17 protein-coding genes, 2 tRNA genes and 1 pseudogene are annotated in these 18,172 nt (G+C 70.5%); 15 read left to right on the top strand and 5 right to left on the bottom strand.

Going from position 1 to position 18,172, the window contains the following annotated elements:
- Positions 1 to 388 precede the first annotated feature (388 nt).
- Positions 389 to 907 carry an SSI family serine proteinase inhibitor gene (locus tag ACFZDE_RS18015; protein ID WP_391200643.1) on the bottom strand — a complete coding sequence of 173 codons (519 nt, stop codon included), beginning with the start codon at positions 905 to 907 and terminating at the stop codon, positions 389 to 391.
- A gap of 180 nt (positions 908 to 1,087) precedes the next feature.
- On the opposite strand from ACFZDE_RS18015, the gene ACFZDE_RS18010 reads away from it, so the two are divergent.
- From ACFZDE_RS18010 to ACFZDE_RS17995, 4 genes are all read left to right on the top strand, one after another.
- A tRNA-Ser gene (locus ACFZDE_RS18010) sits at positions 1,088 to 1,178 on the top strand.
- A 206-nt stretch (positions 1,179 to 1,384) separates the two neighbouring features.
- Positions 1,385 to 1,457 (top strand) — tRNA-Arg (locus tag ACFZDE_RS18005).
- A gap of 550 nt (positions 1,458 to 2,007) precedes the next feature.
- Entirely contained in the window at positions 2,008 to 2,247 is a 240-nt protein-coding gene (locus ACFZDE_RS18000; RefSeq protein WP_086843770.1) for a DUF2188 domain-containing protein, read from the top strand.
- Positions 2,248 to 2,252: 5 nt separating this feature from the next.
- Positions 2,253 to 2,429 (top strand): hypothetical protein, encoded by a 177-nt coding sequence (locus ACFZDE_RS17995; RefSeq protein ID WP_346137949.1) that lies wholly within the window; start codon positions 2,253 to 2,255, stop codon positions 2,427 to 2,429.
- A gap of 300 nt (positions 2,430 to 2,729) precedes the next feature.
- On the opposite strand, the gene ACFZDE_RS17990 is transcribed toward ACFZDE_RS17995, so the two are convergent.
- On the bottom strand, positions 2,730 to 3,572 hold the full coding sequence (locus tag ACFZDE_RS17990) for a protein kinase (protein WP_391200640.1): 843 nt from the start codon (positions 3,570 to 3,572) through the stop codon (positions 2,730 to 2,732).
- Positions 3,573 to 3,735: 163 nt separating this feature from the next.
- Here ACFZDE_RS17990 and ACFZDE_RS17985 point away from each other — a divergent pair.
- Together ACFZDE_RS17985 and ACFZDE_RS17980 are read left to right on the top strand one after the other, a co-directional pair.
- Positions 3,736 to 3,917, top strand: a pseudogene (locus ACFZDE_RS17985) (hypothetical protein); the annotation flags it as partial.
- 485 nt (positions 3,918 to 4,402) lie between these two features.
- Positions 4,403 to 5,458 carry a hypothetical protein gene (locus tag ACFZDE_RS17980; RefSeq protein ID WP_391200638.1) on the top strand — a complete coding sequence of 352 codons (1,056 nt, stop codon included), beginning with the start codon at positions 4,403 to 4,405 and terminating at the stop codon, positions 5,456 to 5,458.
- Positions 5,459 to 5,494: 36 nt separating this feature from the next.
- Here ACFZDE_RS17980 and ACFZDE_RS17975 read toward each other — a convergent pair whose 3' ends face one another.
- Complete coding sequence (locus tag ACFZDE_RS17975) at positions 5,495 to 5,971, bottom strand: MarR family transcriptional regulator (protein WP_391200636.1); 477 nt, start codon at positions 5,969 to 5,971, stop codon at positions 5,495 to 5,497.
- Positions 5,972 to 6,075: 104 nt separating this feature from the next.
- Here ACFZDE_RS17975 and ACFZDE_RS17970 point away from each other — a divergent pair, with 104 nt between their 5' ends.
- From ACFZDE_RS17970 to ACFZDE_RS17935, 8 genes are all read left to right on the top strand, one after another.
- Positions 6,076 to 6,486, top strand: a complete 411-nt coding sequence (locus ACFZDE_RS17970; protein WP_391200634.1) for an HGxxPAAW family protein — start codon at positions 6,076 to 6,078, stop codon at positions 6,484 to 6,486.
- A gap of 140 nt (positions 6,487 to 6,626) precedes the next feature.
- Entirely contained in the window at positions 6,627 to 7,499 is an 873-nt protein-coding gene (locus ACFZDE_RS17965) for a DUF2797 domain-containing protein (protein WP_391200632.1), read from the top strand.
- Between the two features lie 143 nt (positions 7,500 to 7,642).
- A complete protein-coding gene (locus tag ACFZDE_RS17960) occupies positions 7,643 to 8,383 on the top strand; it encodes a response regulator (RefSeq protein ID WP_390998257.1) in 741 nt (246 codons plus the stop codon).
- A complete protein-coding gene (locus tag ACFZDE_RS17955) occupies positions 8,380 to 10,110 on the top strand; it encodes an ATP-binding protein (RefSeq protein WP_391200629.1) in 1,731 nt (576 codons plus the stop codon). Before ACFZDE_RS17960 ends, ACFZDE_RS17955 begins: the two co-directional genes overlap by 4 nt.
- A 14-nt stretch (positions 10,111 to 10,124) precedes the next feature.
- Positions 10,125 to 11,507 (top strand): glycosyltransferase, encoded by a 1,383-nt coding sequence (locus tag ACFZDE_RS17950; RefSeq protein WP_391200627.1) that lies wholly within the window; start codon positions 10,125 to 10,127, stop codon positions 11,505 to 11,507.
- Positions 11,504 to 13,735 carry a glycosyltransferase family 39 protein gene (locus ACFZDE_RS17945; protein WP_391200625.1) on the top strand — a complete coding sequence of 744 codons (2,232 nt, stop codon included), beginning with the start codon at positions 11,504 to 11,506 and terminating at the stop codon, positions 13,733 to 13,735. The genes ACFZDE_RS17950 and ACFZDE_RS17945 overlap by 4 nt, the downstream gene beginning before the upstream one ends.
- A gap of 121 nt (positions 13,736 to 13,856) precedes the next feature.
- Complete coding sequence (locus ACFZDE_RS17940) at positions 13,857 to 15,353, top strand: MFS transporter (RefSeq protein WP_391200623.1); 1,497 nt, start codon at positions 13,857 to 13,859, stop codon at positions 15,351 to 15,353.
- 143 nt (positions 15,354 to 15,496) lie between these two features.
- The gene (locus ACFZDE_RS17935; RefSeq protein WP_391200621.1) at positions 15,497 to 16,294 is read left to right on the top strand and encodes a TetR/AcrR family transcriptional regulator C-terminal domain-containing protein; all 798 of its coding nucleotides are present in this window, start codon (positions 15,497 to 15,499) and stop codon (positions 16,292 to 16,294) included.
- A gap of 55 nt (positions 16,295 to 16,349) precedes the next feature.
- Here ACFZDE_RS17935 and ACFZDE_RS17930 read toward each other — a convergent pair whose 3' ends face one another.
- Positions 16,350 to 16,820 carry a TIGR03618 family F420-dependent PPOX class oxidoreductase gene (locus tag ACFZDE_RS17930; protein WP_390998242.1) on the bottom strand — a complete coding sequence of 157 codons (471 nt, stop codon included), beginning with the start codon at positions 16,818 to 16,820 and terminating at the stop codon, positions 16,350 to 16,352.
- A 9-nt stretch (positions 16,821 to 16,829) separates the two neighbouring features.
- Positions 16,830 to 17,123: an STAS domain-containing protein gene (locus ACFZDE_RS17925; protein ID WP_390999098.1), complete on the bottom strand. Its 294-nt coding sequence runs from the start codon at positions 17,121 to 17,123 to the stop codon at positions 16,830 to 16,832.
- Positions 17,124 to 17,399: 276 nt separating this feature from the next.
- Here ACFZDE_RS17925 and ACFZDE_RS17920 point away from each other — a divergent pair, with 276 nt between their 5' ends.
- Entirely contained in the window at positions 17,400 to 18,122 is a 723-nt protein-coding gene (locus tag ACFZDE_RS17920) for an ANTAR domain-containing protein (RefSeq protein WP_391200619.1), read from the top strand.
- The last annotated feature ends 50 nt before the right edge of the window (positions 18,123 to 18,172 follow it).

Genomic DNA, 18,172 nt, shown 5'->3' with positions numbered 1-18,172 from the left:
CCGCTCGGGCCATCTTGCCAACCGTCCCGCAGCGTGTCACGCGAGGGAGTCTAAGGGCTGCGGTTGCGCTCGCGACGCCGGATGAGAGCGAGGTCGCACGAGGAAGTGACCCCGAACTGACGACCGAGTAACCCCCAAACACCCGCCCTCCTGCGACGACGTCGCGGGACCTTCGCGAGGCCTTTACGACGACGGCGTTTCTGTACCTTTTGGCCGGGCTGGCGAGATGGGGGCGGAGAGTGGCGCAAAGGGGGTGAGTGACGCAGGCCCGACGATCACCTCATGCTCCGGCTCCAGCTCCAGCTCCGGCTCCGGCTCCAGCTCCGGCTCCAGCTCCGGCTCCAGCTCCGGCTCCGGCTCAAGCTCCAGCTCAGGCTCATGCTCCGGCTCAGGCTTTGACGCCCTGGCCGCCCCCCACCCCTGGCAGGAGCGGCACGAGCCGGTCCCAGCGGGAGATCTGGCAGCCGTCGCGACGGTCGTACCTGGCGTCGACGGGCCGCCCGGCCCAGGTGCCGGTGACGTGCGCGGTGGCCGGTCCGCCGTACTGCATGGTGCAGAAGCCGCCCTCCGGGGAGGGTGCGAAGACGTCCCGCCCCCACCGCGTGTCACGCTCCAGCGCGTCGCAGGCGCCGCTCGGGTCGGGGTGGCTGCCGCCGTCGGGGCCGCAGTACAGCTCGAACGTCCCGTCGGCGCCGTCGCCGGCGTTCCGCACGGTGACGGTGAGGTGATCGCGATCAGGGCCGGCGTCGGGCAGGACCGGGGACAGCAGGTCGGCCCCGCCGGGCTGGGCAGAGGCGGCCGGGGGCGCCGCGGTCAGCGACCCGGCGGCGGCGAGGGAGGCGGCGGCACCGACGAGGAGGCGCCGCAGGACGGGGCGGGCGGTGGCCCGGGGAGTGGCACGCAACATGCCCTGCCTAACGCGGCGCGGCCCCGGATGTTGCGCGCACCCGCCCGGGCGGGGACCCGCAGGCGCCTGACAAGGCCTTTGCCCTGCGCCCCGCCCGCCTAGTACCGTGGGGGTCGATTGGTGACAGCACGCTCGACTGTGTCATCATCGGCACGCACCGCTCGCGCGGGCAGTGATGTTGGAGGCGTCGCCTAGTCCGGTCTATGGCGCCGCACTGCTAATGCGGTTTGGGCCTTAAAGCCCATCGAGGGTTCAAATCCCTCCGCCTCCGCACTCGATCACGAAGCCCCGGTCACCCGACCGGGGCTTCGTTGTCGTCCCACTCACGCACCTCAGTCATACGGCCCGTAAGCACTGTTTCCGCAGCTCACAAGGGGTGCGGCTAACGGATTTCACATGGCGGCGGCAGTCATGTAATGTTCTTCCTGTCGCCGCGAGCGAGCCGCAAGGCCCGAGAGCGGCGAAAAAACAGAACAAGCACTCGTAGCTTAACGGATAGAGCATCTGACTACGGATCAGAAGGTTGCAGGTTCGAATCCTGCCGAGTGCACAGCACGTCAGAGGCCCTGTGGAGTGATCCACAGGGCCTCTGGCTTTTGCGTTGACGGCAGCGGTTGACGGCAACCGGCCGCAGCTCGGCTTGGGGCCCCGGCGGTGGGCGGGGGTGAGTGTCGGTGACGGTCGAAGGGGGCGGTGCGATTCACGTGCCACCACTCTCGCAGCTGCCAAGATCACGATCTTGGTCTCTGCCAGCTCGATGATGTAGGGCGCGGGGCTTTGCGGATGGATGGCTCCTGGCCGTGGAAGCCTGACTGTCAGTGGGTGCCGTTACCCTGGTGTTGAGCTCTTCCCTAAACACAAGATGTTGTGGTGAGTAGTCGATACCCCAGCATATGTAGGGGTGTCTTGCTTGCTGACGGGTCGTAAGTGGTGCTTCACTAGGTGCGCCAAACCAAAGCAGGCCCCAGCCGGGGCCCAACTCGAGGTTGGGCGCATGGCATGGGGCCTGATGCGTTGGTCGCGCCTTCGGACCCTATCGCCCCATCTTGGTTCCTCCAAGATGGCCGTCCCGTGCGTCCGTCCTCAGAAACGGATGTGCCATGACAGGCCGACCCAATACTCGGGACGTGTCGAAGCGCGGTGATGGCTGGGCAGTGACGAAGCCCGGGGCCGAGAGGGCCAGTGCCGTTCTGCCGACTCAGGCTGAGGCGGTCTCGCGTGCCAAGGAGATCTTGGCCAACGACGGCGGCGGCGAGCTGCGTGTCCGTGGCAAGAACGGCCAGGTGCGGGAGCAGAACACCGTCCCGCCGGGCAGCGACCCGAAGAAGTCGAAGGGCTGATCGCGATGGACAAGTACGTGATCAATAAGGACTTCAGCGGGAAGCGTGAGGTTGAAGCCACCGGGTTCAAGACTGTTGGCGACTTCATCGACTTCTACACCCTCGACAGCGACGGTGACATCGTCGTGACGCTCAGGATCCGGTCCGCTCGGGTAGAAACCATTGACCTGATCAGCGGCTGACTTAGGTAGGCCCGTGCTGAGACGGAGCCCCTGCCAACGCGGCGAGGGCTCCGTCTCGGCCCCGGGTATGCGGAACCACGGTGGTTCCGGTCAGGGCCTCGGTTTCGCCTCCACCTATTCACCCAGCTTCGTGTCGTCGTCCTTCCGCAGGGCTTGGCCCACGCGGTCGAAGGCCAAGCGCTGCGAGTCGAGCCGGACGAAGGTGTAGATGTCCATGGTCACGCGAATCAAGCTGTGACCCAGGACTTCCATGATCATGCGGGCGTTGGCGCCCTGTTCGTCGCCGGGCCGAACCGGGCTCTAGAGGCAGCTCAGGGCTTTACCCACCTCGTAGATGGTCGGCCGGTCTTCGGGAGCGTGGCTGAGCATGGCTTCGATCAACTCGCCCAGCTCGCCGGGCGAATTGACGGGGCGGCGTCTGCCGTTGGCCACGGCCTCTCTCTGGACATGGCGCGGAGCGTCGTCCGGATACTCGACAGCCCGCCAACCGGTGGCCGAGATGAGCAGGGAGGCGCCGAGGGCGTAGACGTCGGCTTCCGGAGTGGGCTCGGCTTCACCCGTGGCGAGCACGCTGCGCGCGATCTCCGGTGCTTCGTAGTGGACGAGGCAGCCTCGGAACGGGAAGTCGTACCCCTCGGGGACGTGGCCGCCTCGGGCTAGCGCCAGGTCGATGAGATGCGTCCTTTCCGGCCCGACGATGAAGTGGGCGGGCTGCACGTCGCCGTGGGCCCAGCCCTTGGCGTGCAGTTCGGCCAGGGCCTCGACACAACCCAGCGCCACGCTGGCGTGCGGTGCGACGGACGAGCCTTTGCCACGGCAGGGCTCCCACCGCCGGTACAGGTCCGGTCCTTCATGCCACGGCTGGAAGTTCCACGTCCCGTGCTCCCACTCTCCGTACGCGAAGTCGTCGAAGCCGAGGCGATGCAGCACGGCCCCTTCGCGTGCGGGGGCGAGGGCGGTCCAGGGCTGAGCGGGCCAGTCGGCCGTAGCCTCGATCGGATAGCCGACCTTGACGGCGTAGTGACCTCGATGGCTCTGCACCTCCCAGACCATGGAGCCCCGGCGGTTCAGGACCAGGCGCTGGGACGTGGGCATGAGGGCATCGAGGGCCACGATCGGCATTTCAGAGGGTGAGCCGGACAACGTCTGTTCTCCTTCCGGGCGAGCGCGGCCGACCACGAGTCGAGGCCGGCCGCGCCGCTGCTGTCTGGTGCTACGCCTGGCCGTACGGGCGGCCGCAGTCGGAGTCGCACTGGGCAAGGTTCGTGCCGTCCGGTTGCGTACCGGTCGCACAGCTCGGCGTACGGTGAGCTACTTCGACGAGCCGAAGCTCATCGTGGACACGGGCATGGCCCATGGTCGCCTGGGCGAAGCGGCGACCGCCGAACCCTTGATCGCCGACGCTCAGGTAAGGAGCCAGTAGCCGTTGCCTTCGAGGCGCGGCTTCGGGAACTCCTCCCACCGGTCAGCGGATCGCTTCGGCCATGAGCAGGTAGAGCAGGCCGACCAGGGATCCACTGCTCACGAGTCGGTGATGAAGCGGTGGCGCCACATCATCAGCCTCTTGGCGGTCGTTGACCACCGCGGCCTCGGCCAGGTGCCGGAGGCGGGCGACACGGCAAGGGTTGGTCGCCAGGCCTGCGTGGTGCCACGGGACTCTATCTGGTCGGCGATCAACTCCACGGTGGCTCGGGCCCGTTCGCATTACGATCACCTGGCCGTTGATGGGTAAGCAGAGAGCGTGAGGGGGCGTCGGCGTGCGTAGGGCTGAGGGGCGCGGGGGTCGTCGGTGGGGTGTGTCGGTGGTGGCCGCGGTGCTGGTTGCGGTCGTCGCGGGGTGTGGCTCCGGGTCCGGCGACACGGGGGGAAAGAGGGCCACGGGGGCCAAGGGAGCCGAGGGTGGGGGTAAGGGTGCTGCGCAGGGGAGCGGGGCGTTTCCCGGACGGGGGGTCGTCGTCACTGCCTTGTGTTCCGTGCCCGCGAGCAGGCCCGCCAGCGTGACGGTCACGGGCTGGGATCCGGCGACGTGGAAGCAGACCGTCTCCCGGACCTTCACCGTGCCGGCCGAGGCCGTCGTCGCGGAGGCCGACGACGTCGCCTCCCCGCTTGTAGAGCTGTGTGCTGACAACTTCCCCGGTGTGGGTACGTCCGAGGACGGGCCGCGCGCCGTCTCCTCCACCCGGCTGCGGCAGCTCTTCGACAAGGACTTCTCCCGGATGGCCGTCGTCCTCGTCGATCGGGAGACCGAGGCGACAGGGGTGGGTTACGTCGACACCAGCGGCAAGCTGACCAAGCTGTCCGGCGGGCAGGGCGAGGACTTCGGTGACACGCCCAAGGAGGAGAACGCGGTCTTCGCCGAGGACGGCAGTGCTGTCTGGTTCACCGAGACCGACTCCTCGGATCGGGTGCGGATCGGCAGCCGTTCCGTGGCGGGGGATCACGCGGTGACCGAACAGGGGGAGGGCGACGGCAATTACATGGACGGGGCCGGCCTCGCGCTCGCGGGAGACCCGGTGCGCGGACTCTTCGGCAAGGAGGTCCGGGTCGGTCCCGACGGGCGCAAGGCCACGGCCTTCATCACCTGGAACGGCTACAACGTGGTCGACGTGCCACAGCGCAGTGCGCTGCTCAAGGCCGAGGGTGTGAAAACGACCGGCATTCCGTTCGAGGCCGACTGCTACCCCTACGGCTGGGTCGACGACAGGACCGTGCTGTGCGGGCCCCGGCTCGGCGAGGCCAAGGACCCGAAGCGGAAGAACTCCTTCTGGACGCTGGACACCTCCCGGCTCGACGACTCGGAGGATCTGCCGAAGGGTGCCCTGGGTGGCCCGATCATCCCGGCGACGGATCGCAAGAACACGGTGCGGGCCATCGCGCGGGACGGCAAGCAGATGATCTTCGCCTCGCTCCAGGGCACCCGGCTGGAGTTCTTCCTCTCCCCCATCGCCCCCGGCACGACCCCGAAGAAGATCACCGCAGGGGACGCGGACCGGGCGCTGCGCGTGGGGGAGGTCCTGGAGTGGCGGTAAGGGGGCGGTGGCTTCCACGTCGGTGCCGTGGCCTGTTCACTCGGGGCGGCAGTGTTCCTCCAGGTAGTTCGCCGCGAGTGTGCTCGCGCGGGTGAACCAGTCGTGCAGGACCGCGATCTCGTCCGGGGAGTAGTCCGCGAAGAGGTGGGTGAGGCGGGCGTAGTACGGCTCGTAGACCTCTCGGACGCGGGCGACCGCCTCGGGCTGGGCCGCCACGCGGATGCGGCGGCGGTCCGCCGGGTCGGGGCGGCGGGTGATGTAGCCGGCGCGCTCCAGACGGTTGAGGATGCCGGTGACCGCGCCGGTCGTGACATGGACGCGGGCCGCCAGATCGCCTGCCGTGGGGAGGTTCTCGCCGGCCTCGATGACATAGGCGAAGCAGGTGAGGTCGGTCACACTCAGGCCCACCTGCTGGGCGATCTCGTGCTGTCCGACCAGGTGAGTCGCGATGAGCTGGTCCATCGCCGACAGCGCCTGCTCCGGTGTGGCGGCCGGACGAGGCTTGGCTTGCATTCCCAGATCCCTTAGTTCGTGAGATGTTTGGGTTATAGAAGTCTTAGTAGGTGAGGGGTTCGGCGCGTCGGAGTCCTCGGGTGCGAGGTGCGAGGGAGTGACACGTGAGTGCACATCAGTATGACCACGGGCACACGGCTGCGGGCTGGGTCGGGTTCGGCATCGCCACCGTCGGGGCCGGGGTGGCGGGGCTGGGGGTCTGCACCGTCTCCGGTGTGCTGATCGCGGGCGGGGTGGCGATCGGGGCCGTGGCTCTGCTCGTCACGTGGGCCCTGCATCTCGCCGGGTGGGGCAAGGGGCCGGGCGTACGGCCCCGGGCGGAGTGGGGGTGGCGGGTCCGTGACTCGGCCGCGCCGGGCGGGCACGCGGAGTGCCTGGGGTGCCGGCTGGCCGGGCGGGGGCGCCGGAGTGGTGCGGGTGTGGGTGCGGGTGCGGGAGCGGGAGAGCTGAGCATGCCGGTGCAGCGCGCGGCCGAGCCGGAGACCGTCACCGCAGGGGGTGACTCGGTGCGCTGAGCCCGCCTCACCCGTCACCGCCGGGGGCGACCCGGTGCATTGAGTTCACCCCCCGTCCCCGCCAGGGCCGACTCCGTCCCCTGAGCGCCCCCCCGTCGAACACCCTCCGTTGTCAGTGGTGCCCTCTACTCTCGGCAGAGATGGCACAGGCATGGAGATGCTCGGGGCTGCGGTGGTCGGCGGACGGTCCCGTGTTGCTGTGGGACGGCGGGCGGCGCAGTGCGCTGACCTGGGGGAAACGCGTGGCCTTCGAGGTCGCGGAGGGGGGTGTGCGCAGTTGTGTGGGGGCTCGGGGGCACGCGTGTCCGGTGGGTGCGGCCGTGCCGGGGCGGAGTACGGGGGCGCGGTGCGAGGAGTGTGCGCGGCTGGACCGGGCGCACTCCGTGGCCGCGGACACCATCGCCGACGATCCCCGGCCGTACCACGTCTACTTGGCGTGGTTCGGGCCCGGCATGCTCAAGGTCGGGATCACCGCCGAGGCGCGCGGCTCCGCCCGGCTGCTCGAACAGGGTGCCGTCTGCTTCAGCTGGCTCGGCGTCGGTCCGCTCATGGCCGCACGGCGTACGGAGGAGCTGCTCAGAGCCGCCCTGAGGGTGCCCGACCGGATTCCGTACGCCGAGAAGCGGGCGGTACGGGCCGCCCTGCCGGAGGCCGCCGCGGACCGGGCCCGTGAGGTCGCCGAGCTGCATGAGAGGGCGGTGCGGCTTCCCGCGTGGCCGGAGTCGCTGGTGCGGGAGCCGTTGCGGGTCGTCGATCACATGGGGGTGTTCGGGCTGGCGGAGGTGCCCGTCGCCGTCGGCGGCGTCAGTGAGCTGGTCGCCGGTGGTGCGGTCGGTGGGGAGCTGGTCGCGGCAGCCGGGCCCGATCTGCACCTCGCCACCGGCGGCGGAGTCGTCGTACTCGACACACGGCTGATGACCGGATGGGGGCTGGTGCCCGCCACCACAGACGTACTGACGGTGCCCGTACGGCAGTTCAAGGAGGCGGCAGGCGTGCAGGACGGCTTGTTCTAACCGGCTCGGCCAAGGCGCGGCCGCAAGGGTGCGGCCGCCAAGGCGGGCCCCCCAGCCGATCCCTGAGAACCGCCTGTGTGTTTCTCAGAGAAAACACAGGTTGCCGAAAGCGTGCTCTCAGAGGTCGCCGACACCGTGTTCACATGACCACGACCTCGCCCCAGGGGCGCACCGAACTGCTCAGGCCGGACGGGAGCCCCGTCCGCGTGCTGGTGGTCGACGACGAACAGTCGATCACCGAGCTGCTGTCCATGGCCCTGCGCTACGAGGGATGGCAGATCCGCAGTGCCGGTGACGGCACGGGCGCGATCCAGACCGCCCGCGACTTCCGGCCCGATGCCGTCATCCTCGACATGATGCTGCCCGACATGGACGGACTGGCCGTGCTGGGGCGACTGCGCCGGGAACTGCCGGACGTCCCGGTGCTGTTCCTCACCGCCAAGGACGCCGTCGAGGACCGGATCGCCGGGCTCACGGCCGGTGGCGACGACTACGTCACCAAGCCGTTCAGCCTCGAAGAGGTCGTCGCGCGGCTGCGCGGGCTGATCCGCCGCTCCGGCGCCGCCGACCGCCGCTCCGACTCCATGCTGGTCGTCGGCGACCTCACCCTCGACGAGGACAGCCACGAGGTGACGCGGGGCGGCGACAACATCCACCTCACCGCGACCGAGTTCGAGCTGCTGCGATTCCTGATGCGCAACCCCCGCCGCGTGCTCAGCAAGGCGCAGATCCTCGACCGGGTCTGGTCGTACGACTTCGGGGGCCAGGCCAACGTCGTCGAGCTGTACATCTCCTATCTGCGGCGGAAGATCGACGCCGGGCGCGAGCCGATGATCCACACACGGCGCGGTGCCGGGTATCTGATCAAACCCGCGGCGTCATGAGTGGACGCCGGCGGTCGCGTACGCAGCAGCCGGCGGGCAGGCGGTGGGCAGGCAAGCCGCGCACGCTGCGGACACGGCTCGTCGTCGCGTCCGTGGTGCTGATCGCGGTGGTGTGCGCGGTGATCGGGACGGTGACGACGCTGGCGCTGCGGTCGCATCTGTACGAGCAGTTGGACGCGCAGGTCGAGGACATCGGCAAGCGACTCTCCGGACCCATGAAGCCCGGGGGCGACGATGACGACCCCGAGCCGACGACGGACCGGATCACCGGCTTCATCAAGGGGCCCGCACAGCCGAGGACCGTCGCCGCCGAGGTCGGAACCGACGGTACGCTCACCCGGGCGGCCCTCGCCCAGCAGTCGTCCAACGACAACGGCCCCTTCCAGAGGAACTCGGTCGTCGGCCTCACCGACGAGCAGAAGGCCGCCCTGGCCGAGGTTCCGACCAGGGGCCTGCACACCGTCGACCTCCCCGACCTCGGCGAGTACCGCGTGCAGTACGTGCACGGGAAGGACGGCGGCACCTACTACGTCGCCCTGCCCACCGAGTCCGTCACCACCACCATCAACACCCTGATCATCGTCGAGGTCAGCGTCACCGGTGCCGGACTGGTCGCCGCCGCCATCGCCGGTTCCGTCCTCATCGGCGTGGCCACCAGGCCCCTGCGCCGTGTCTCCGCCACCGCCACCCGCGTGTCCGAACTGCCCCTGCACACCGGCGAGGTGAACCTCAGCGAGCGGGTCCCCGACTCCGAGACCGACCCGCACACCGAGGTCGGCAGGGTCGGCGCCGCGCTCAACCGGATGCTCGACCACGTCCACGGCGCGCTGCACGCACGGCAGCAGAGCGAGACGCGGGTCAGACAGTTCGTCGCCGACGCCAGCCATGAGCTGCGCACCCCTCTCGCCTCCATCCGCGGCTACGCCGAACTCACCCGGCGCGGCAGGGAGCAGGTCGGGCCCGACACCCGGCACGCCCTGGGCCGGATCGAGTCCGAGGCCGGCCGGATGACCCTCCTCGTCGAGGATCTGCTGCTGCTCGCCCGGCTCGACGCCGGACGGCCGCTCCAGTTCGAGCAGACCGACCTCGCGCCGCTCGTCATCGACACCGTCAGTGACGCCCGGGCCGCGGGCCAGGACCACAAGTGGCGCCTCGACCTGCCCGACGAACCCGCCCTCGTGCCGGCGGACGCCGCCCGGCTGCAACAGGTCCTCGTCAACCTCCTCGGCAACGCCCGCAAGCACACGCCGCCCGGCACGACCGTCACCGCCCGCGTTCAGCGGCGCGGGACCTGGCTGTGCGTGGACGTCGAGGACAACGGGCAGGGCATCCCGGCCGAGTTGCTCCCGCACGTCTTCGAACGGTTCGCGCGCGGCGACTCCGCGCGCTCCCGCGCCACCGGGTCGACCGGTCTCGGCCTCGCCATCGTGCAGGCCGTGGTGACCGCGCACAGTGGTGCCGTGACCGTCGACAGCGTGCCCGGGCGGACCGTGTTCACGGTGCACCTGCCCGCGCTGCCGCCCGAGCCGCTGCCGCCCGAGCCACAGCCGGACACGAACCGTCAGCCGGACACGTACCGGCAAGCGGACACGTACCGTCAGCCGAACACGAACCGGCAGCCGGACACGAACCGGCAGCCGGACACGAACCGGCAGCCGGACACGAACCGGCAGCCGGACTCACAGGCACGCCACAGCCTCACCACACGGGCGCAACAGGACGCCTGACGAAAGTCGGTGCCATGCGAACCGACTCTTCTCCCGGCACCCTGCCGGCGCGGGAGCACCTCCCGGCCGCACCAGCCGGTACGCCTGTCCTGGACGTAGTGATCCCCGTCTACAACGAGGAGAAGGACCTCCAGCCGTGCGTCCGCAGACTGCACGAGCACCTCGTCCGCACCTTCCCGTACGCGTTCCGCATCACGATCGCGGACAACGCCTCCACGGACACCACCCCGCAGGTCGCCGGGCGGCTGGCGGCGGAGATCCCCGAGGTCAGCACCTTCCGGCTGGAGCAGAAGGGACGCGGCCGGGCCCTGCGGGCCGTCTGGTCCGCCTCCGACGCCCCGGTCCTCGCCTACATGGACGTGGACCTGTCCACCGACCTCAACGCCCTGCTCCCGCTGGTGGCGCCGCTGATCTCCGGCCACTCCGACGTCGCCATCGGCTCCCGGCTGGCCCGCAGTTCACGGGTGGTGCGCGGTCCCAAGCGGGAGTTCATCAGCAGGGCCTACAACCTCATCCTGCGCGGCTCGCTCCAGGCGCGGTTCTCGGACGCCCAGTGCGGCTTCAAGGCGATCCGCCGGGACGTGGCGCAGGTGCTGCTGCCGCTCGTCGAGGACACCGGCTGGTTCTTCGACACCGAGATGCTGGTGCTCGCCGAGCGCGCCGGACTACGGATCCACGAGGTGCCGGTCGACTGGGTCGACGACCCCGACTCGACCGTGCACATCGTCAGGACCGCGACCGACGACCTCAAGGGCGTGTGGCGGGTCGGCCGGGCCCTGGCCTCCGGCTCGCTGCCGCTGGACCGGATCACCCGGCCGTTCGGCGACGACCCGCGCGACCGTGACATCAAGGACGTGCCCCAGGGGCTCGCCCGCCAGCTGGTCGGATTCTGCGTGGTCGGCGCCCTGTCCACCCTCTTCTACCTGCTGCTCTACAGCGGCTTCCGGGTCTTCACCGGTTCCCAAAGCGCCAACGCCCTGGCCCTGCTGGTGTCGGCGGTCGCCAACACCGCGGCCAATCGGCGGCTCACCTTCGGGGTGCGCGGGCGCGGCGGGTCCGTACGGCACCAGGCGCAGGGCCTGGTCGTCTTCGGTATCGGACTCGCCCTGACCAGCGGTTCGCTCGCGGCCCTGAACGCGGCGACCTCCGAGCCCGCCCACTCCACCGAACTGGCCGTCCTCGTCGCGGCCAACCTCGCGGCGACGGTGCTGCGTTTCCTGCTCTTCCGGGCGTGGGTGTTCCCGGACCGGCGCGAGGTCGACCCGCCGCGTGCCGCCTCGCCCTCGTACGACACCACCCCCTTCCGCGCCGGCGAAGTCGCGGACCCCTGGCGGGACGCCACCGTGCAGCTGATGCTGGTACGCCCGCACGACACCGATGCGAGGGACTCGCGATGACCGTCCACTTCGACCAGCAGATCACCGGCACAGGCGTGAGCCCCGGCACCCGGCCCCCGGCAACCGAGCCGCACGCCGGTGCCCCGGCCCGGCCCTTCCCGCAGCGGCTGTGGCACGGCCGCCCCGAGGACCCCCGCTGGGCCCGCCCGGCCTTCCTCGCCCTGCTGCTGGCGACGGCCGCCCTCTACCTCTACAACCTGAGCGCCTCCGGCTACGCCAACTCCTTCTACTCGGCGGCCGTACAGGCCGGCAGCCAGTCCTGGAAGGCGTTCTTCTTCGGCTCGCTCGACGCGGCGAACGCCATCACCGTCGACAAGCCCCCGGCCGCCCTGTGGCCCATGGCCCTCTCCGTGCGGCTCTTCGGCCTCAGCTCCTGGGCGATCCTCGTGCCCGAGGTCCTCATGGGCGTCGGCACGGTGGCCGTCGTCTACGCCGCCGTGCGCCGCCGGTTCAGCCCCGCGGCCGGTCTGATCGCGGGGGCCGTGCTCGCGCTCACCCCCGTCGCGGCTCTGATGTTCCGCTTCAACAACCCCGACGCGATGCTGGCGCTGTTCATGGCGGTGGCCTGCTACTTCGTCATCCGCGCCCTGGAGGACGGCCGTACGAAGTGGCTGCTGTGGGCCGGTGCCGCGATCGGCATCGCCTTCCTCGCGAAGACGCTCCAGGCCTTCCTCATCCTGCCGCCGCTCGCCCTCGTGTACGGCGTCTGCGCTCCGGTGACGGTGCGGAAGCGGATCGGTCAACTGGCCGCGGCCCTCGCCGCGATCGTCGTCTCGGGGGGCTGGTGGGTCGCCGTCGTCGAACTCTGGCCCGCGTCCTCGCGCCCGTACATCGGCGGCTCGCAGAACAACAGCTTCCTGGAGCTGACCTTCGGCTACAACGGCCTGGGCCGCCTCAACGGCGACGAGACCGGCAGCGTGGGAGGCGGTGGCGGGGGCGGCAACGGCGGTGGAGCCTGGGGCGAGACCGGCTGGGACCGGCTGTTCGGCTCCGCCATCGGCGGCCAGATCTCCTGGTTGATCCCGGCCGCGCTGATCCTGCTCGTCGCGGGGCTGGTGGTCACACTCCCCCACTCTCGACTTCGCTCGAGCGGGGGGACCCCCATGGCCCGGCGGACCTCGGCGACCCGGGGCGCGTTCCTGGTGTGGGGCGGCGCGCTGCTCACCACCATGCTGGTCTTCAGCTACATGCAGGGCATCTTCCACGAGTACTACACGGTGGCCCTCGCCCCCTACATCGCCCCGCTGGTCGGCATGGGCGTGACGCTGCTCTGGGAGAAGCGGGACAAGGTGTGGGCCTCGCTGACCCTGGCCGCCGCGATGACGGCGACCGCGGCCTGGGGGTACGTCCTGCTCAACCGTTCCTCCGACTACCTGCCCTGGCTCAAGTGGCTGGTCCTGGTCGGCGGTCTGACGGCGGCCCTCGGCCTGATCTTCGCCGGGCGGCTGGGACGCCGGCTGGCGCTGGGAGCGGCCGGGCTGGGGCTCGTCGCGGCGCTGGCCGGCCCGGCGGCGTACACCCTCACCACGGTGAACGAGGGGCACACCGGCTCGATCGTCACGGCGGGCCCGACGGTCGCGGGCGGCCGAGGCGGCCCGGGTGGCGGCGGGGGCCCCGGCGGCGGAGGCGGCTTCCCGGGCCAGCAGGGCCAGAACCAGCAGGGCCAGAACCAGCAGAACGGCAACGGCTTCCCCGGCGGCGGCCCGAACCAGCCGAACCAGAACCAGCCGAACCAGAACCAGAATCAGCCGAACCAGAACCAGCAAGGCCAGGGCCAGGGCCAGACCCAGCAGAACGGCGACGGCGGCCGGACGGGAGCAAGGGGCGGCATGAGCGGAGGCGGTGGCGTCGGCGGCCTGCTCAACGGCGCCGGCGTCACCTCCGAGGCCAAGAAGCTGCTGCAGACCGACGCCGACCGGTACACCTGGACCGCCGCGGCCATCGGCGCCCAGAACGCGGCGAGTTACCAGCTCTCCACCGGCGACCCGGTGATGGCCATCGGCGGCTTCAACGGGACCGACCCGTCCCCGACCCTGACCCAGTTCAAGCAGTACGTGGCGGACGGAAAGATCCACTACTTCATCGCCTCGGGCGGCATGGGCGGCGGCATGGGCGGCAGCAGCGACGGCACCTCCTCCCGGATCACCTCCTGGGTCGAGGCCACCTTCAAGAAGGTCACGGTCGGCTCGACCACGTTCTACGACCTCACCCAGAAGGCGAGCAGCTGACAGAAGCGGTTGAACCAGGCAGGGCCTGACAGAACGGGCGGTGGCCGAAAGTCACCGCCCGTCGCCGTTCCCACCGAAACTCCGTTGTACGCCGTATAGGAACTGTTCTACGGTGTACAGCATGACGACGTCCCCCCAGGAAACGGCCCCGCCGCACACCACACCGGGCGGCCACCCCCAGCGCTGGCTGATCCTCGGTGTCATCTGCCTCGCGCAGCTCACCGTGCTGCTCGACAACACGATCCTCAACGTGGCCATCCCCTCGCTCACCCGCGAGATGCACGCCTCGACCGCCGACGTCCAGTGGATGATGAACGCGTACGCGCTGGTGCAGTCCGGCCTGCTGCTCACCGCCGGGAACGCCGCCGACCGCTACGGCCGCAAGCTGCTGCTGATGTCCGGCCTCGCGATCTTCGGCCTGGGCTCGCTCGCGGCCGGACTGTCCCAGAGTCCGGGCCAGCTGATCGCGGCCCGCGCGGGCATGGGCGTCGGCGGGGCGCTGCTGATGACCACCATCCTCGCCGTGGTCGTACAGATCTTCGACGACCAGGAGCGCGTGAAGGCCATCGCGCTCTGGTCGACGGTCAGTTCACTCGGGTTCGCGGCCGGTCCCCTGATCGGCGGCGTGATGCTGAACCACTTCTGGTGGGGCGCGATCTTCCTGATCAACATTCCGGTCGCCCTGCTCGGCCTGGTCGCGGTCGCCGCGCTGGTGCCGGAGTCCAAGCAGAAGGCCGGGGACCGGCCCGACCTGGTCGGCGCGGTGCTGTCGACCCTCGGCATGACGGCGGTGGTGTACGCGATCATCACCGGGCCGGAGCACGGCTGGACCTCCGCGCAGGTGCTGGTCTCGGCGCTGATCGGCGTGGTCGTACTCGGTGCGTTCGTGCTGTGGGAGCTGCGGACCGAGCACCCGATGCTCGACATGCACTTCTTCCGCAACCAGAAGTTCGTGGGCGCGGTCGCGGGCGCGATCCTCGTGGCGTTCGGCATGACGGGGTCGCTGTTCCTGCTCACCCAGCACCTCCAGTTCGTGCTGGGGTACGAGCCGCTGGAGGCCGGGCTGCGGACGGCGCCGCTGGCGCTGACCGTCGTCGCGCTCAACTTCACGGGCCTCGGGCCGAAGCTGGTGCTGAAGGCGGGGACGCCGGCGGCGATCGCGCTCGGCATGACCCTGGTGTCCGCCGGGCTCGCGGCGATCGCGCTGCTCGGGGGCCACGGGTACGGCGGCATGCTGCTCGGGCTGATCGTGATGGGCGCGGGTGTCGCCCTGTCGATGCCGGCGATGGCCAACGCGATCATGAGCGCGATCCCGCCGGAGAAGGCGGGCGTCGGAGCCGGGATCAACGGCACGCTCGCGGAGTTCGGCAACGGGCTGGGTGTCGCCGTCCTCGGAGCCGTGCTCAACTCCCGGTTCGCGTCGCTGGTCGCCGTGTCCGCGGCCTCGTTGCCCGCGGCGCTGGCGGCGGCCGACAGCGCCGAGGAGAAGGCGCGCATCTCCGACGCCTTCGCCTCCGGGCTGGAGACCAGCCAGCTGGTCGGGGCAGTCGCTGTACTGGCAGGCGGGTTGGTCGCGGCGGCGTTGCTTCGTCGGGCCGAGCGGGCAGAGTCCGCCTAGGAGCTCGGGGCTGATGGCTGGAGTGCGGGTGCGGGCGCATCGTGGTCGATCGCGCCCACGCGGCGGAGCCGCACATCGAGACAGCCCCGCGCCCCGAGGGCACCTGGCATGATCGGCAGTAAGAGGTCGAGGAAGGTAGCGCCATGGCGAAGTCGGCCGAGAAGGCTGCCCGGTCCAGTGTCTGGCTGGAGGGCAAGGCACAGCGGCGGCGCGGTGGCGGTCAGCCCTCGGGCCTCGACCGGGACCGGATCATCGAGGTCACCGTGCGGCTGCTGGACGCCGAGGGGCTGGCCAAGTTCTCCATGCGGCGGCTGGCCGGCGAGCTGAACGTCACGGCGATGTCCGTCTACTGGTACGTCGACACCAAGGACGACCTGCTCGAACTCGCCCTCGACCAGGTCATGGGCGAGATGCGGCTGCCGGATCCGGACGCCGGTGACGACTGGCGCGAGGAGGTGCGGAAGCTGGCCCGGGAGTACCGGGCGCTGCTGGTGCGGCACCCCTGGGTGTCCGCACTGGTCGGGATCTTCCTCAACATCGGCCCCAACAACCTGGCGTTCTCCCAGGTCGTCCAGCGCGTCGTCCGCAGGACCGGACTACCCGCGAAACGCCTGACGGGCACGATCTCGGCCGTCTTCCAGTTCGTCTACGGCTACGGCACCCTGGAGGGCCATCTCGCCGCCCGGGCCACCTCCGGCGGCATGAGCGTGGACGAGTACTTCCAGCAGTCCCTGGACGCCGTGACCGCCGCCCCGCAGGCCGCCGAGGTCCTCCAGGAGTCCCGGGAGATCATGGCGGCGCGCGGCGGCGACACGGTCGCCGAGATGCTGGAGCGCGACTTCGCGTTCGCGCTGGACCTGCTGATCGCGGGCATCGAGGCGATGGTCATCCGCGAAGCGGAACCCCCCGGCCCCTCGGAGGAGAGCGGACCGGCGAGCTGAAGAGGGGACGGCCGGCCACGGGGCGGAAGAGGCCGGCCGATCACGAAACCCCGCCCTACTCCCCCTCCACCAGCCGCGCCGGGAACCCCCCGGTCGCCACCGGTCCCCACCGCTCCGGCGTGATCCGGATGATCGACTTGCCCTGCTTGACCATGGCCGCGCGGTACTCGTCCCAGTCGGGGTGCTCCCCGGCGATGTTCCGGTAGTACTCCACGAGCGGTTCGACGGAGTCGGGGGAGTCGACGACCTCGGCGGCGCCGTCGATCTGCACCCATGGGCCGTTCCAGTCGTCGCTGAGCACGAGCAGGCTCACGCGCGGGTCCCGCTTGGCGTTGCGGGTCTTGGCGCGCTCCGGGTAGGTCGAGACCACAATTCGGCCGGAGTCGTCGACACCGCAGGTCAGCGGGGAGCCCTGGGGGCTGCCGTCGGCCCGCCGGGTCAGCAGGATCGCGTGGTGCCGGGGGCGTACGAAGTCGAGCAACTCGTCCAGGGAGACACGGGTGTTCGTCGCGATGTTCGGTGCCATGGCCGCAGCCTACGACGCCAGGGCTTCGGCGAGGTTGTCGTACACGGGGACGTCCCGGCGCAGGCCCGTCACCTCCAGGACGCGGCTCGTGGTGCCCTCCGGCCGGGCCACCAGGCGCACCGATGTCCCGGGGCGCAGCCGGCGCCGTACGTCGTTGATGAGGCGGATGCCCTGGGAGTCCATGAAGACGGTCGTGGACAGGTCGAGGACGAGGATCTCCAGCCGGTCCCCGCGGGCGCGGACCGCGGACATGAGGACGGGCAGCAGCTCCGCCGCGTTACAGAAGTCGATCTCGGCGGGCATCGTGAGGTGGACGCGGCCGGGAAGGTCGCGCGGTTCTGTGGGATTCGTGAAGAAGGTCACGGCACTCACCTGGCAGACGTTCGTCCGGATTCCGGTAAGGCCGCTTCCTGACCCGTGGGCCATTCCACCACGCGGGTGGCGGGTGGCGGAAGCGCCCGGTGGCGGCGTCGGCCGGACGTCACCCGGAGGCAACCGAGCAGTTAGAGTGCTGTCCGTCCTGTGCTCGCAGTCGGGAATGTGCTGCGGAGCTCTCCTGCGCACGGCCGTTGGCCGTGCATGCCGAAGAGGTTCGTGGTGGCTGCGTCCGAGTTTCCTGATTTGCCCCGTTTCCCGGTCGGCTCCGAGCTGGCCGAAGCGCTGACGGTGGCGTCGCAGCAGCTGCACGAGACCCTCACACCGCACAGCACGCTGCGCACCGCGGTCCGGCTGGCCGTGCACCTCATGCCGGGCGCCGAGCACGCGGGCATCTCCGTGCTCGAGCGCGCCGGCAAGATCCGCACGCTCGCCTGGACCGACGAGACCGTGCGGTCCGCCGAGTCCCGTTACTCCGGCCGCGAACAGCACGGGCTGTGGGACCAGTTGTGGGACGGCCCGGTCGCGCGGATAACGGACAGCGAGGCGGACGACGGCTGGGACGTGCTGGCGGCCCTGGGCCTGCGCTCGGCGCTGTCGCTGCGGCTGCGCACCGACCGGCGCCGGCTGACCGTGCTGACGGCCTACGCGCGCAAACCGGGCGCCTTCGACGAGGAGGCCACCCGCGTCGGACGGCTGTTCGGCGCGCACGTCAGCATCGCACTGGACTCCGCGACCGTGCGTGAGCAGCTCACCGAGGCCATGCACACCAGGGACCTGATCGGTCAGGCCACCGGCATCCTCATGGAGCGCCAGGGCATCGACGCGACCGCGGCCTTCGAGAGCCTGGTGCGGGCCTCCCAGCGGGAGAACGTGAAGCTGCGCGACCTCGCCCGCCGCATTGTGGCCGCCCCCGACGCCCCCTGAGTGAGATGGATGACGCCGGGGGCGTGTCCCGCCGGTGACGGGATATCCGT

Source organism: Streptomyces sp. NPDC007929, assembly GCF_042959065.1.
Lineage (GTDB): Bacteria > Actinomycetota > Actinomycetes > Streptomycetales > Streptomycetaceae > Streptomyces.
The sequence above is the reverse complement of the archived record's forward strand: the minus strand, read 5'-3'. Positions and strand labels throughout refer to the sequence as shown.